13 protein-coding genes are annotated in these 13937 nt (G+C 75.2%); 7 read left to right on the forward strand and 6 right to left on the reverse strand.

Annotation, left to right across the window (positions count from 1 at the left end; all coding sequences use genetic code 11):
- Positions 1 to 41: 41 nt before the first annotated feature.
- Positions 42 to 383: a hypothetical protein gene (locus Q0858_RS17330; RefSeq protein ID WP_299057084.1), complete on the reverse strand. Its 342-nt coding sequence runs from the start codon at positions 381 to 383 to the stop codon at positions 42 to 44.
- Positions 384 to 592: 209 nt separating this feature from the next.
- Here Q0858_RS17330 and Q0858_RS17335 point away from each other — a divergent pair, with 209 nt between their 5' ends.
- On the forward strand, positions 593 to 835 hold the full coding sequence (locus Q0858_RS17335; protein ID WP_299057086.1) for a DUF6411 family protein: 243 nt from the start codon (positions 593 to 595) through the stop codon (positions 833 to 835).
- Positions 836 to 1299: 464 nt separating this feature from the next.
- Positions 1300 to 1851 carry a nuclease-related domain-containing protein gene (locus tag Q0858_RS17340; RefSeq protein WP_299057088.1) on the forward strand — a complete coding sequence of 184 codons (552 nt, stop codon included), beginning with the start codon at positions 1300 to 1302 and terminating at the stop codon, positions 1849 to 1851.
- Positions 1852 to 1870: 19 nt separating this feature from the next.
- Here the strand turns inward: Q0858_RS17340 and Q0858_RS17345 are convergent, their stop codons facing one another.
- Complete coding sequence (locus Q0858_RS17345; RefSeq protein ID WP_299057089.1) at positions 1871 to 2974, reverse strand: glutamate--cysteine ligase; 1104 nt, start codon at positions 2972 to 2974, stop codon at positions 1871 to 1873.
- A 282-nt stretch (positions 2975 to 3256) separates the two neighbouring features.
- Between Q0858_RS17345 and Q0858_RS17350 the strand changes: the two genes are divergently transcribed.
- On the forward strand, positions 3257 to 4369 hold the full coding sequence (locus Q0858_RS17350; RefSeq protein ID WP_299057091.1) for a spore photoproduct lyase family protein: 1113 nt from the start codon (positions 3257 to 3259) through the stop codon (positions 4367 to 4369).
- Between the two features lie 10 nt (positions 4370 to 4379).
- On the opposite strand, the gene Q0858_RS17355 is transcribed toward Q0858_RS17350, so the two are convergent.
- On the reverse strand, positions 4380 to 5750 hold the full coding sequence (locus Q0858_RS17355; protein ID WP_299057094.1) for an oligosaccharide repeat unit polymerase: 1371 nt from the start codon (positions 5748 to 5750) through the stop codon (positions 4380 to 4382).
- A gap of 11 nt (positions 5751 to 5761) precedes the next feature.
- Entirely contained in the window at positions 5762 to 7075 is a 1314-nt protein-coding gene (locus tag Q0858_RS17360; RefSeq protein ID WP_299057095.1) for a lipopolysaccharide biosynthesis protein, read from the reverse strand.
- A gap of 83 nt (positions 7076 to 7158) precedes the next feature.
- Between Q0858_RS17360 and Q0858_RS17365 the strand changes: the two genes are divergently transcribed.
- Positions 7159 to 8853 carry a polysaccharide biosynthesis tyrosine autokinase gene (locus Q0858_RS17365; RefSeq protein ID WP_299057096.1) on the forward strand — a complete coding sequence of 565 codons (1695 nt, stop codon included), beginning with the start codon at positions 7159 to 7161 and terminating at the stop codon, positions 8851 to 8853.
- Positions 8854 to 8861: 8 nt separating this feature from the next.
- On the opposite strand, the gene Q0858_RS17370 is transcribed toward Q0858_RS17365, so the two are convergent.
- Together Q0858_RS17370 and Q0858_RS17375 are read right to left on the reverse strand one after the other, a co-directional pair.
- Positions 8862 to 9467: a hypothetical protein gene (locus Q0858_RS17370; protein ID WP_299057099.1), complete on the reverse strand. Its 606-nt coding sequence runs from the start codon at positions 9465 to 9467 to the stop codon at positions 8862 to 8864.
- Positions 9464 to 10384, reverse strand: a complete 921-nt coding sequence (locus Q0858_RS17375) for a hypothetical protein (RefSeq protein ID WP_299057101.1) — start codon at positions 10382 to 10384, stop codon at positions 9464 to 9466. The genes Q0858_RS17370 and Q0858_RS17375 overlap by 4 nt, the downstream gene beginning before the upstream one ends.
- A 101-nt stretch (positions 10385 to 10485) precedes the next feature.
- Between Q0858_RS17375 and Q0858_RS17380 the strand changes: the two genes are divergently transcribed.
- The 3 genes from Q0858_RS17380 (at position 10486) to Q0858_RS17390 (ending at position 13903) form a co-directional block, all read left to right on the forward strand.
- Positions 10486 to 11688, forward strand: coding sequence for a hypothetical protein (locus tag Q0858_RS17380; protein ID WP_299057104.1), 1203 nt, complete (start codon positions 10486 to 10488; stop codon positions 11686 to 11688).
- A gap of 86 nt (positions 11689 to 11774) precedes the next feature.
- On the forward strand, positions 11775 to 12737 hold the full coding sequence (locus Q0858_RS17385; protein ID WP_299057107.1) for a sulfotransferase: 963 nt from the start codon (positions 11775 to 11777) through the stop codon (positions 12735 to 12737).
- Positions 12734 to 13903 carry a glycosyltransferase family 1 protein gene (locus Q0858_RS17390; RefSeq protein ID WP_299057110.1) on the forward strand — a complete coding sequence of 390 codons (1170 nt, stop codon included), beginning with the start codon at positions 12734 to 12736 and terminating at the stop codon, positions 13901 to 13903. The genes Q0858_RS17385 and Q0858_RS17390 overlap by 4 nt, the downstream gene beginning before the upstream one ends.
- The last annotated feature ends 34 nt before the right edge of the window (positions 13904 to 13937 follow it).

Here is a 13937-nt window from a genome sequence, read left to right on the forward strand (position 1 = left end):
ACCGCGGTTCGCCGTGGCCCCGGCGGAGCCCGCGGGCGAGATCAGTGGCCGCGGTCGTGGGCGAAGATCTGGGCGAGGGTGCCGTCCGCGCAGTCGCACGACTGGAGGGACCACACCGCCCCGCTGCCGTCCAGGGCAACCCAGGAGGCGAGGGCGCCCTCGCGCGAGAGCTCGTGACCGTCGCCGATCTCCGCCATCAGCGCGAGCTCGACGGCGTCCTCGGCGAGCGCACCCCAGTGGCTCAGCGCCGAGTCCATCACCGCGTCGATGGCCTCCCCGACCGTACGGAACGCCGGCCGGTCGCTGGGATAGGCGATCGACGAGATGCCGTCGAGGTGGTGCACGGGGCCGTGGGCGAGGTTCTCGACCACGTGGAAGTGCATGGAACCCCTCCACCGCCTCAGTCGTGCCCGTGGTCCGACGGTGCCCTGCGCACCGATCGGTACACATGCCCCGACGTCCTGTCCGCCGGTTGGACCGACGGCCGCGGACGGGCACCCGCCTCGCGGCGATGCTTGTTGCGCCCACCCGTTGGCAGGGACACAGTGGTCCCACCAGACCGGGACCTCCTCCCCGCTGGACCGGAGCTCCCATGGTCATCGCCGTCATCATCGGCATCGTCGTCGTCCTCGCCGTGCTCGCGTTCCTGCTCCCCCGTCTGTCCCGTCACCCCGAACGGGCGACGAAGAAGACGTTCGGGACCGCCGGGAACGTCGCCGGCAAGATGCCCGGCCCGTTGGGTCGCTGGGGTCGCAAGCCGTTCGACTCCACCTCGAAGTGGGCCGGCAAGGGCGCCTCCGCCGGGCGCAAGGGTCGGGACAAGACCCCGGGCTGAGCCGCCCCGGGGCCCGCCGCTGCGTCCGGACGCACGCGGGCCCCAGATCCTCCATTCGTCTGCGAAACAGCGCCGGCGCTGCTGTCATGACGGCCGGGGGTGATCACATGTCGATCTCGGACGATGGAGTCTGGGCGATCGAGGCGCTCGAGACGCGGCGTTGGAAGCGGTACGGGCACGACCGCCTCTACGTCGCCGTTCCCGACGGGCGGCAGCTGGGCTTCCGTGACCTGCTCACCGGACAGGACCATCCCGAGACCCCTGGGGACGCCGCAGCACTGTCATCACGGGCGGACCAGTGGTCCGCGGACCACCGGGTTTCACGCACCCCGACGCCCCGGGACCCGGGTCCGGCCACTGAAGGCGCTGCCTCCGGGCGCTCCGATCCCTGGACAGACCTCGCCCGCAACCTCCCCGGTCAGTCAGCAGGTCGAGAGGCCTCTGCCAGACGGACCGAGGCCCCCGTGCGGACCACCATCGACCGGCTGATGGGCAGGCACTCCGACGAGCGGGCCTGGCGGATCGGAGCCAAGGGCGAGCGCCTCGTCGGCGAGGAGCTGCGCAGGCTCTCGGGCCGCGACCCCCGGTGGACCGCCCTCCATGCGATCCCGGTCGGTCGGCGTGGAGCCGACATCGACCACCTGCTCATGGGCCCGGGAGGCGTCTTCGCCCTGAACACGAAGCACCACCCCGACGCTCGGATCCGGGTGAACGGGTCGACGTTCACCGTGAACGGTCACCGGGTGCCGTACGTGCACCGGTCCGAGCGGGAGGCAGAACGAGCGACACGTCTGCTGTCGGCCGCTGTGGGGCGACCGGTCCCCGTCACCGGGGTCATCGTGCCGGTCGGCTGCCGGGCACCCATCACCGTCGCCGTGCAACCGCGCTGGGTGCACGTCGTGACCCGCCGCGACCTCGTCGGCTGGATGAGCGCCCTCGGCCCCGTGTGGAGCGTGCCCGACCTGCACCAGATCTGGGAGAAGGCACGGCGCTCGACGACCTGGGCTCGGGACTGACCAGAGACCGGTTGCCGTCTCAGCCCGCCCAGGTGGCCTCGGTGCGCGCGACGAGGTCGGCGACCACGCCTTGCACGCTCCCGCCACGCTCGTACGACGCCCGCTGGTACGACGCGCCGCTGCCGGCGAGGACCCGCTCGATGCCGTCGTCCACCCGGTCGAGGTCACCGGCCTCGTCGAGCAGCCCGCGCAGCTCGCCGCGGACCAGGTCCAGCACTCCCCGGGCCGGGGTCACCTCGCCCGTCGCGGGGTGCAGCAGGGCGCCCGAGACGCCGTCCCGGGAGGCCCGCCACTGCGCAGCCCGCAGCTCCTGCACCCGCCACGCGCCGACGGGCTCGGACGCCGCCTCGGCGCGGACGCACCGCTCGACGAGGGCGCGCGCGAGGGCGGCGACGAGCAGGGCGTCCTCGACGTCGGTGCACACATCGGTGACCCGCAGCTCGACAGTCGGCTGCGCCTGCCCGAGACGGGCGTCGAAGTAGAGCATCCCCTCGTCGCGCGCCGCGCCGGAGGCGACGAGCCGCTCGCCGACGCGGCGGTAGGTGGCCAGGGATCCGAACGGCTCCGCCGGGCCGGCCGTCGGCCAGCGCGACCACACCTGCGCGCGGTAGGAGGCGTACCCGGTGTCTCGGTCGTCGTAGAACGGCGAGTTCGCCGAGAGCGCCAGCAGCACGGGCAACCAGGGGGCGATCCGGTCGATCACCGCGACGCCCTCCTCGGGCGAGTCCACCCCGACGTGGACGTGCATGCCGCACGTCCCGGCGGCCCGGGCCACCGCCCCGAAGCGGTCGACGATGTCGCGGTAGCGGTCGTCGGGTGAGGGGACCGCGCCGTCCGCCGTCCGCGGGACCACGCCGCAGGCGACCAGTGCGAGGCCCTCGGCCCCCGCCGCCTGTCCCGCCGTACGACGGGCGCGGCGCAGGTCGTCACCGATCTCCGCGAGCGACGTCGACGGCGCCGACGCCGTCTCGACCTGGTGGCGGAACAGCTCCATCTCGACCGGCATCGCCCCGTCGGGGGTGGCCGCCTGGCCCTGCAGCACGCGCGGGGCCGCCGCGCTGACCTGGCCCGACGCCGGGTCGACCAGCAGGAGCTCCTCCTCGAGTCCCACGGTGCGCACCATCCCGCGACGCTAGTCCACCCCGGACGATGTCCCGTCAGCGCAGGAGGGTCGTCACGCCGAACGCCGCGGCGAACGTCACGAGCAGCACGACGAGGCGCCCGCGCCGACGCCCGCTCGGTGGTGCGCGCAGCCGACCCCGGGTGCGCCGGCGTGGCGGGTCCGGCCGGCGGTCCTCCCGAGTCTCGTGGTTCGGCCGTGGCCGGCCTCGTCCCCCGACCACCGTCGCGCGCGGACGGCGCGGGGCCGCGGAAGCGGACCCCCCGGGCTCGGTGTTCACCGAGCGTGACCCTGACGATCCCGGACGACAGTCTCGAGGCCGACGGCCCTCCTCGCACCTGGGCGCCGCGACACGTCCTGGTCACCCGGTCCGCCGCCGAGCGCGAGCATGGGCGTCGGATAGTCGAGCGGTGCGAGGCCGCCGGGGTCGACGACATCCGCCTGCTGGACGGCGACCGCCTGCCGAGCCTGCGGGGCGACAGCGAGCGGGAGACGTACGCCCGCGCGAAGCGCACCCTCGCCGTCGTCGTCGCCCCGCCGAGCCAGCTGAAGCCCCAGCCGATCCCGCCGAGCGCGGACTGGCGCCTCGACCTCGCGAAGGGCTGCCCCGCCCACTGCCAGTACTGCTACCTCGCCGGGTCACTCCAGGGCCCGCCCATCACCCGCGTGTACGCCAACCTCGACGACGTCCTGGCCCCGATCGCGGGCCTCGCGGGCCAGGGGACGGTGACCACCGGCGACGCGGAGCGCGGCGACGAGGGCACCACCTTCGAGCTGTCCTGCTACACCGACCCGCTGGGCCTCGAGTCCGTCACCGGCTCGCTCTCGACCGCGATCGCGCGTGTCGGCCGTGGCGAGCACGGCGACGGCGTGGGCCTCCGCTTCACCACCAAGTACGACGACGCCACGGCGCTGGTCGGCCTGCCGCACGGCGGGCGCACCCGGATGCGGGTCTCGGTGAACTCGGCCGCCGTCGCCCGTCGCTTCGAGGGCGGCACCGCGTCCGTCGCCGCACGTCTCGCGGCTCTGCGCGCCGTCGCCTCCGACGGCTACCCCGTCGGCCTGACCGTCGCCCCCGTCATGCCGCTGCCCGGCTGGCAGGACGAGTACGCCGCCCTGCTCGACGACGCCGCCGCGGCCCTGGCCGGCGTCCCGGGCGTCGACCTGACGGTCGAGCTCATCACCCACCGCTTCACCGAGGCCAGCCGGAAGGTCCTGCTGTCGTGGTACCCGGGCACCCGCCTCGACCTCGACGAGTCCCACCGGACGCAGAAACGCTCGAAGTTCGGTGGCGTGAAGTACGTCTACCCGACGGACGTCATGCGCGACATGCGCGACGTCCTCACGACGCAGGTCGCGCGGAGCCTGCCGCAGGCCCGCGTCCTGTACTGGACGTAGGACAGGTCGCTCACCTCGCGGCGGTGACGTCGTCCTGGGCCGGGACCGGTGGATCCGTCGTGCTCGGCCGTCGCCGCGGGGCGACGTAGTACGACAGCACCCACAGCGGCACGAGCCAGATGATGAGCTTCATCAGGACCTGGTTGTCCCACCCGAGCGGCAGCACGAACACGGCCGCGACCACCGCGATCCCGGTGTTGAAGCCGCTCGCGGGACGCCGTCGCTGCGCCGCCGCCAGCATCCCGATGACGAGCCCGGACAGCAGGCCACCGAGCGGCAGCCCCCACCAGCCGAAGTTGAGGTACCAGACCGCGGCGGCCCCCATCGGCCACCCGTTCAGCTTCCGTGGCTCGTAGACCTGGCGGAACCACTTGCCCGGCGGGATGCCGGTGGGCTTGCCCGCCCAGAGGAACCGGGGCACCACGCCGACGGCGCCGTTCGCGAAGTCCTCGCCCTGCCGCAGCGGGTAGCGCGACGGGAAGTCACGGAAGGACAGCATCGCCGCGTCGAAGTAGATGGAGTTCGTGCCGACCGCGGCCTGCCGCCAGGAGCTCGAGGAGGCGTAGTTCGCCTGCACCTCCCCGTGGCTCAGGTTGTCCCGCGCCACCCTCATGCCGCTGGCCGCCACGACGACGAGGACGACCGCGACCAGCAACCGCACCAGCACCCGCTCGCGACGCACGGTCCGACGCCGCCGTCGGTCCGACTGCAGCCCCAGCACCAGGACGACGGCCACCACGATGAGGACACCCCTGCTGCCCCACATGAACACGAAGAACGCGTTCGCGAAGGCGCACAGCAGCGTGCCGGCCCGGATCCACCGCGACGGCAGCCCCTGCCGGCGCATGTCGATGAACGTCGTCACCGCGACGATCGCGCCGACCCCCGAGACGGATCGCAGCGCGTACAGGCCACCGAGCGCCTTGTCGTACTTGCTGGCGACGATGACGCCGCCGACCCCGCCGTAGGAGGCCATGAGGTAGACCGACACCAGCGTCCCGATCGCCGTGAGCACGACGGTGACGGTGGTGGCCCGCCGCAGGTCGGTCTCGCGGGAGGCGAAGAACGGCGCCCACCCCCGGACCCCGGAGCGGCTGATCGCGGCGATCCCGACCATGGCGGCGACTAGGTACAGGCTCAGCGCGAGCAGCGTCGACGGCAGCAGGGCGGGCATCTCGTCCGGGAAGAACAGCTCCGTCGGGTAGGGCACGTCGAGGCCCAGGACGAACATCAGCGGGCGGAACCCGTAGAAGAGGCAGAAGACCAGGACGAACAGCAGCACCATGTCCGTCGGGCCGCTGCCTCCCAGCATCACCGCGCAGGTGGCGAGCAGGCTGAAGAAGAGGATCGCGGACAGGACCGCCGCGAACGTGAGCTCCATGGGCGCCCCCCCTAGCCGGCCGTCCTTCGCAGGAGCGACAGCTCAGGACGGAGTGTGACGTGGGTGGCGATCCCGAGAGCCCGGCGGCTCCGCCACCACATCACTGTGGGGACGATCGACGAAACAAGCAAGGCCGAGATCGTCAGGCCGAGCAGCCCGCCCACCAGCGCCGCGGGGACACCGAGGCCGACCCGCAGCACGACGCCTGTCCACTGCACCCGGGCGGCGACGTCCTCGCGACCCAGCATCGACAGCGTCGTGCCGGCCATCCCCGAGGCCACGTTGCCCAGCGAGCCGAGGGAGACCAGGAGCAGCACCGGGACGGCCCGGGAGAAGCCGTCGCCGAAGACGAGCCCGACCACGAGGCCCGGGGCCACCATGATCGGCAGGGCCAGGACGAGGGCGAGGGCGGTGGCGACGGTCGCCCCGGTCCGGACCAGCCGCTCCAGCTCCGACCGCTCCGTGGCACCCGCGCGCGCCCGCGCCACGACCGGCGCGAGGACGACCTGCAGGGCGGTGAGGGGCAGCACCAGGAGCAGGGCGAGGCGCTGTCCGGCGGAGAACATCGAGGTGTCGACCGCGGTGAGCAGCAGGCCCGCCAGCCAGATCTCCGTCGTCCCGTTGAGGAACGTCGCCACCTGGGCGCTCAGGAACCGCCAGTCCCGTCCGACGGTCCTCCGCAGGTCCCGCCAGAGCCGGGGCGGGGGCCCGACGAGCCCGTGCCACCGGTGGCGGACCACGAGCCACGCCGAGGTCGTCGGCACCAGGAACCCCGCCGCGACCGCGCCGACCGCGCCGGCGAGGCCCCACCCCGGCACCAGGACCCAGACGAGGACCACGCACAGCGCCTGCAGGGCGGCCACCAGGGCGCCGCCCGAGCGTCCCTCCAGCAGGCTGGCGAACCGGACGTGGCCGAGCCCGCGGACGTAGTTCGCCCAGAGCTGCTGCTGCCCGCCGAGGACGACGAGCACGGCCAGGGCCACCGCGAGCGCGAGCCGCTCGGCGGGCGGGTCGCCCGCGGTCAGGAACCAGGCCGCCGTCCCCGCGACGAGCCCCGCGAGCGGGAGCGTCGTCAGGCACACCACGCGCACCCCGTTGCGGAGCACGACCATCGCCGGCGGGTCGTCGGCGTCGCGCAGCCGGGCGACCTCGCGCAGCCCGGAGCGGTGCGACCCGACCAGTCCGACCTGGCTCAGCAGGCCCGCTGCCGTCAGCGTCACCACGAAGAAACCGAAGTCGTCGGGGCCGAGCCAGCGCCCCGCCGCGGCGTTCAGGGCGAGGACGCCGAGCACCGAACCGGCGTACGACGCCACGAACCAGACCATGGCCCCACCCACGGAAGTCCTGGCGCTCCGGGGGTCCATCCGCCTTAGACTGCCCGAAACGGGGCACGCGGGGGGCGATCGCGATGACGGACACCACTGTCGCGTCACCGGACCGGCCTGGCCTGCGCGACCACGCCCGGGTCCTGCGACGCCGCTGGCGGACGGGCACCGCCGTGCTCCTGGTCTGCGTGGCCCTCGCGCTCGCCTACTCGCTGGCGGCGACCCCCACGTACGTCGCGTCCGCCGACGTCCTCCTGGAGCCCTCGGGCCCGCAGGCCGAGGCCACGGGTGGCGGCCAGATCGACGCCGAGGAGGTCGCGACACAGACCCAGGTCGTCACCTCCCTGCCGGTGGCCCGCCTCGTGCAGGAGCGTCTGGGGCTCGCCGCCGCACCCGACCTGTCCGAGCTGGTCACGGTGCAGGCCGTCGGCACGAGCCGCGTCCTGCGGGTGACGGCGCAGGACGCGGACCCCGAGCGGGCCGCGCGCACGGCCTCGGTCGTGGCCACCTCGTACCTGCAGCTGCGCGAGCAGGACTCCGTCGGGAGCTATGAGCAGGCCCGGGAGCGCCTCGTGTCCGAGCAGTCGGACATCGAGACCCGGCTCGCCGAGATCGACGACGAGCTCGCCGACGACCCGGCCCAGCGGGAGCTGCAGAACGAGCGCCGCACCCTGCTGAGCACCCTCAGCCAGCTCGCGACCCAGACGGACACGCTGACCGAGTCGCTGACCACCGCTGCCACCGGCGGGGAGCTCCTCCGCACCCCGGAGACGCCTGAGGACCCCGTCACGCCGCAGACACTGCTGAACCTCGTCCTCGGTGGCCTCGTCGGACTGATCCTCGGCGTGGGTGCGGCCCTGCTGCGGGACCGGCTCGACGACGTGGTCCACGAGGAGCAGACGATCCAGCAGGTCCTGGGCGGCGCCGTCCTCGGGCGGGTCCCCGAGTGGCGCGACCGCGCCCTCGCCGACCGGCTGGCCACGCTGCTGAGCCCCCACGACCCGGTCAGCGAGGAGTACCAGCGGCTGGCCGTGAACCTGCGCTTCCTGCTGGCCACCCGCGCGACGGACACGCAGGGCACCGGCGCCGTCGTCCTCGTGACCTCGGCCCAGCAGGGCGAGGGCAAGACCGTGACCAGCGCGAACCTCGCGGTGGCCGCGGCGCGCCTCGGGCTCGGCGTGGTCCTGGTCGACGGCGACCTCCGCCGGGCCGGGGTGGCCCCCCGTTTCGGGCTCGGCGACCCGCCCGGCCTCTCGGACCTGCTCGCCAGCGGTGAGGCCGCCACGACCCACCTCCTCGACGTCGGGGTGGACGGCCTCCTCGTGCTGGCCGCGGGGACGCCGGCCCCGAACCCGGCGGCACTGCTCAGCTCGCCGCGCATGGGCGAGGTCCTCGACGACCTCACCGGCCGCGCCGACCTCGTCGTGCTCGACAGCCCGCCGGTGCTGCTCGGCGCCGACACCCTGGAGCTCGTCACGCGCTCCGACCTGGTGGTCGTCGTGACGCGGGCGCGCGTGACGCGGCGCCGACAGCTCGTCGCCCTCCGGGAGGCGCTGCGCACGGTGGAGGTGAGGCCCGCCGGGGTGGTCGTCAACGGTGTCGACGACCCGAACCGGGCTCGGTACGACTACCGGCGGGTCCAGCCGCACGAGCCGGACCAGGACGTCTCCCCCGACACCGACCACGACTCCGACACCGGCACCGACGCCGACACCGACGCCGACGCCGGCACCGACGCCGAGCCCTCGCCCCGCCTGCCGGGTCGCCTCCCCGGCTGAGACCGGTCTCAGGGGCCCGCGACGCCGGTCAGCCGGTCGCACGCCCGCGCCAGTCGACCGGCCACCTCCCGCAGCTCCGCGGTCCCCCGTCCGACGGGGTCCGGCACGTCCTCCGGTGCTGCCGCGCCCGCCACGAGCGGTCGGCGCCGGTGCGCCCGGGTCGCGAGGTCGGCCAGGCACCCGTCCAGCGGCCCACCGGTCACCGGGGCGGACACCTCCTCGGCGGCCAGCAGCCGGACGAGCTCGAGCAGGGTGAAGGTGCGTCCCGTGAGGGAGGGTGCGAGCCGGACGACGCCGGACCGCTGCTCCTCGGTCATGGTGAGCACCAGCGAGGCCCCCGCCACCACACCCGCCGTGGCCGGGCGGGCGACGTGGGTCGTGAGGTCCAGTCCCCACTCCCCGCCCAGGGCGACGGTGTCGGCGTCCGGTCGTGCCCCCTCGTCGGCGTGCAGGCCGGCCGACGCGACCTCGTGGGTGGGACCGCCACCCGCCGCCAGCCTCTGCCGCAGCAGGCCGGCGGCCCACGGGCTGCGGATGAGGTTGGCGCGGCAGACGACGAGGAGGGTCTCGCGGGTGCCCGGCGGCACGGCGTCCCGCCCCACCGGTCCGGTCACCCCGGCACCCGGACGCAGAGGATCTCGCTGTCGGCCCCCTCGCTGCCGAGGAGCACCCGTCGCCCGTCCGCGGTGAAGGTCACCGCCTCCCCCTGCCGCTGGCGAGGCAGGTCCACGGCCGCACCGGCCCCGCGGAAGCCGGGGCCGAAGAACGCGCGTGCCTGGGTGCGGAGGACGATCGTCCGGCCGTCGGGCGAGAAGTCGCCCCCGCTGACCCCGGACGGCGCCTCGGCCACGAACCGGAGGACGTTGACGCGGTCGGGGTCGAGACGGAAGGGCGCGACGTAGGACCGGCCGACCTGCTCGTCCTTCGTCACCACCCAGACCCGGTCGTCACGGGGGTCGACGAGCAGGGACTCCGCGTCGTGTGGCCCGTCCTCGTACCGCAGCTCGTACGTCGTCGACGGCAGCGAGGAGCTCACGAGCACCTCCGGCTCGTCGACCACGGTGACCGAGACGGTGTCGCGGACCTCGTCGTTGTCGCCGATGTCCCCGACCCAGATCCGGCCGTCGGGCGTGGTGGCGACGTCCTCCCAGTCGAGGGCCGGCACGGCCAGGTCGAGGACCGCCCTCGTCCCGCTGGCGTCGACGGCGAACAGCGACGGCGCGTTGCCCCGGTCGTTGTGGGTGTAGAGGACGCCGGGGTGGAGGTGGCTCAGGGCGAGGCCGCTCGACTCGGTGATCCGGGGGTCCTCGAGCGTCCAGCCGTCCGGTCCCGGGCAGGACGCCGGACCCCGACCCACCGGGCTGCTCCCCGCCTCACCGTCGGCGCGGGACCCGGCACCGGACGGTTCGAGCGGATCGGTCGGCACGGGGCTCCCGCAGCCGGCGAGGACGGCGGCGAGGACGGCGGCGAGGACGGCGGCGAGGACGCGGACGAGGGCGGGCGCGACCCCGGCGCGAGTGCTCCGTCCCACAGCCCCACCCCCGGTGCTGTCGCGGCCGCCGGTCGTACGACGACTCCCCTAGTCTGCCTCCACGAGCTCGCCGGGGACAACGGACAAGGGGGGTGGTGCGGGTGCCCACGTCCTCCGACCTGCTGCTCGACACCGCCCGCGTGCTCTGGCCGGGCGAGGCGCCCGTGCGGGTCACCCGCCGTACCCGGCCTCCCGCGGGGACGGCGGACTGGATGGTCCTCCCGCGCCTCGGGGCGCCCCGCTGGCTGCTCCCCACGGCCGCGCCGACGACGGCCGGGGCGCTGGCGGGCCAGAGCAGCTCGCTGCCCCGGCGGGTGGCGCTCGGCGCCGTCGTGGCCGCCCACCGGCGCGCCCTGCCGCAGCGCCTCCCGGTCCGACGGCTCCGGGTCCCCGAGACCCCGGACTCCCTGGTCGCGGCCGTGCGCGGCGCCCTCGGCGCCGAGGTCGACGTCGCGGTCCGGCTCGGGAGCTGGCAGCACGCGCGGACGGTGGTCCTCCGCGTCTTCTCCCCCGACGGCAGCACCCTGGCGTTCGGCAAGCTGGGCATCGACGACGCCGGCCGCGCCGCCGTCCTCGCCGAGACCGACGCCCTGGCCTGCGTCACCGCGCTCGGTCTGCGGCGGGTGGTGCACTCCCGGGTCCTGCGCCACGACGCCTGGCGGGGCCTCGAGCTCCTGCTGGTCACCCCGCTCCTGGCCGACGGCGGCCCCTCCCACCGCGTGGCGGACGAGGAGTCCGAGCCGCCGCTCGACGCGATGCGCGAGCTGACCGGGTCCGCCGGGGCGAGGACGGCGCCCCTGGCCGACAGCGCGTGGGCGGAACGCACCGGCGAGCGCGTTGCCCGGGTCGCCGACCCCGTCCTGCGGGGCGAGCTCGGGGCACACCTCGGCCGGCTCGGCCGGGTGGCCGCACCGCTGTCGCTCGGCCCGAGCCACGGTGACTGGACCGCCTGGAACATGACGCGGGACGGGGCCCGGGTGCTGCTGTGGGACTGGGAGCACTTCGGCACCGACGTGCCGGCGGGGTTCGACCCGGTCCACTTCCTGGCCCAGCGGCTGCGGGTCGCCACCGGCACCGGTCCCCCCGCCGAGGCGGCGTGGCAGGCGCAGGCCCGCGCCTGCCTCGAGCGGGACCTCGGGGTCCGGGGCCCCGCACCGGACGTCGTCCTGGCGGCGTACCTGCTCGACGTGAATCTGCGCTTCGTGCTGGACCGCCAGGGCACCCCTCTCGCCGCCGCGACGCGGGAGGGGTGGGGCCTGCCGCTGCTGCGTGCGCTGGTGACGTCCCTGCCCGGGGGCTCCTGACGCTCGGACGTCCCCCAAACAGGTGACGACGACGGGCACGACGGCGCGGACCCTGGACCCCGGCGGCGTCGACACGAGGGGGTCCGATGGCGGGGTGGACGGGGGACGTCCCGACCTTCGTGGTCGCCGGAGCGGGGCGGGCGGGCACGACGGGGCTGCTCGAGGGGCTGCGCCGTCGTCCCGACGTGTTCGTGACCAGCCCCAAGGAGCCGCACTACCTCGCCCTGCACGGCACCCGCGTCGACTTCACCGGACCGGGCGACGACGAGTCGTTCAACTCCTCGGTCGTGACGACGGAGCGCGCCTACCGGGCGCTCTTCGCGCCCGGGGCCGACCGTCCCGTCCGGGGCGAGGGCTCCGTGTCCACCCTCTACCACCACGAGCGGGCGGTCCCGGAGCTGCTGCGGCTGAACCCCGACGCGCGGGTGGTGGTGCTCCTGCGCGACCCGGTGGCCCGCGCCTGGTCGAGCCACCAGTACCTGCGGGCCCAGGGCCGCGAGCCCGAGCCGGACCTGCTGCGAGCCGTGGCCGACGAGGCCCGGCGTGCCGCCGCGGGGTGGCACCACCTGTGGCACTACACCGCGATGAGCCGGTACGCCGACGCCCTCGACGACCTCACCGACCTGCTGCCGCCCGGGCGGCTCGGCGTGTGGTTCCACGACGACCTCGAGCGGGACTACCAGGGGACGCTCGACGAGGTCGCCCGCTTCCTCGGCCTGCCCGACCTGCCGGGCCCGCGCGAGGAGGTGCCCCGGGTCAACGTCTCGGGGAGTCCGCGGCACCCGCGGCTCCAGCGGCTCCTCTGGGACGTGCAGGGGCACGAAGCCGCCCGGCGTACGGGTCGGCTCCTGACCACGTGGCGGTTCCGCGAGGCCGTCCGGCGTCGGATGCTGCGCCACGAGGACGTGCCGGCCGCCGTACGCCGGGAGCTCGCGCCGCGGTTCGCCGACGACCTCGCCCGCCTCCGGGTGGTCCTGCCGCCGTCGACCCGGCGACCCGCCTGGCTCGCGGAGGCGACGGCCGGACGCACCGGCGGTCCCGCGCGGTGAGGGCCGCGGGACCGGCGCCGCCGCGCCGGCTGAGCATCGACGGCCGCTTCCTGCTCCAGGACGTCACGGGGGTGCAGCGGGTCGCGATCGAGCTCGTCCGCGCCCTCGACGCCCTCCTCGCCCGCGGCGCGCTCCCTGGCCTCGAGGTCGTCCTGTGGGTGCCCCGCCGTGGCGAGCTCGTCACCACGCCGCACCTCGAGGCGGTCGAGCTGCGACGCGCCGGACGGCTGTCGTCGCACGCCTGGGAGCAGCTCGAGCTGCCGGGCCTGGTCGGCTCCGACCCGCTGCTGTGCCTGGGCAACCTCGCGCCCCTGGCGCTCCTGCTGGCGCGCCGCCGGCAGGTCCACACGATGGTCCACGACCTGTCGTACGCCTACTTCCCGCAGGCCTACAGCCGCAGCTTCCGGCTGCTCTACTCCGCCCTCGTGCCGATCGTGCTCGCGCGGTCGCACCGCGTCTTCACCGTCTCCGACAGCGAGCGCACCGCGATCCTGCGGCACCACCGGCGCCTCGTCGCACCCTCGCGCCTGACGGCCGTGCAGAACGGCGGTGGGGAGGGCGCGGGGCTCGCCCGGCCGTCCGCGGACCACCGCTCGCTGGCCCCCGGCCACCCCGACGTCCCCGCCCGCGACCTCCGTGAGCGGCGCTGCCTGTACGTCGGGTCGCTGACGCGGCGCAAGAACGCCGACGGCCTCGGGCGGGCCGCGGTGGAGCTGGTGGGAGCGGGCGACGTGGAGGTCGTCGTGGTGGGCGGCACCGGAGCCGGCTTCGAGGCCTCGGGGGTCCACGTCCCGGCCCACCTCGCCGACCGGATCGGGCTCACGGGCCAGGTCAACGACCCCGCCCGGCTGGAGGAGCAGTACCGGCGCGCGGCCGTCTTCCTCTTCCCGTCCCACTACGAGGCGTCCCCGCTGCCGCCGGTCGAGGCCATGCGGTTCGGCTGCCCCGTCGTCGCCGCCGACATCCCGAGCCTGCGGGAGCGTTGCGGCGACGCGGCCCTCTACTGCGACCCGCACGACGTGCCCGCCATGGTGCGCCAGGTGCGCCGGGTGCTCGACGACCCGGACCTCTGGGCCCGGCTCCAGGTGGCGGGCCTGGCCCGTGCCGCCCGCTACTCCTGGGAGTCCCAGGCCACGGCCGTGCTGCGCCACGTCGTCCCGGCCTGACCCCGCTCCGCCCGGGCGCGCGGGCGGGCCCGGC

The organism is uncultured Nocardioides sp. (genome assembly GCF_947489365.1).
Lineage (GTDB): Bacteria > Actinomycetota > Actinomycetes > Propionibacteriales > Nocardioidaceae > Nocardioides.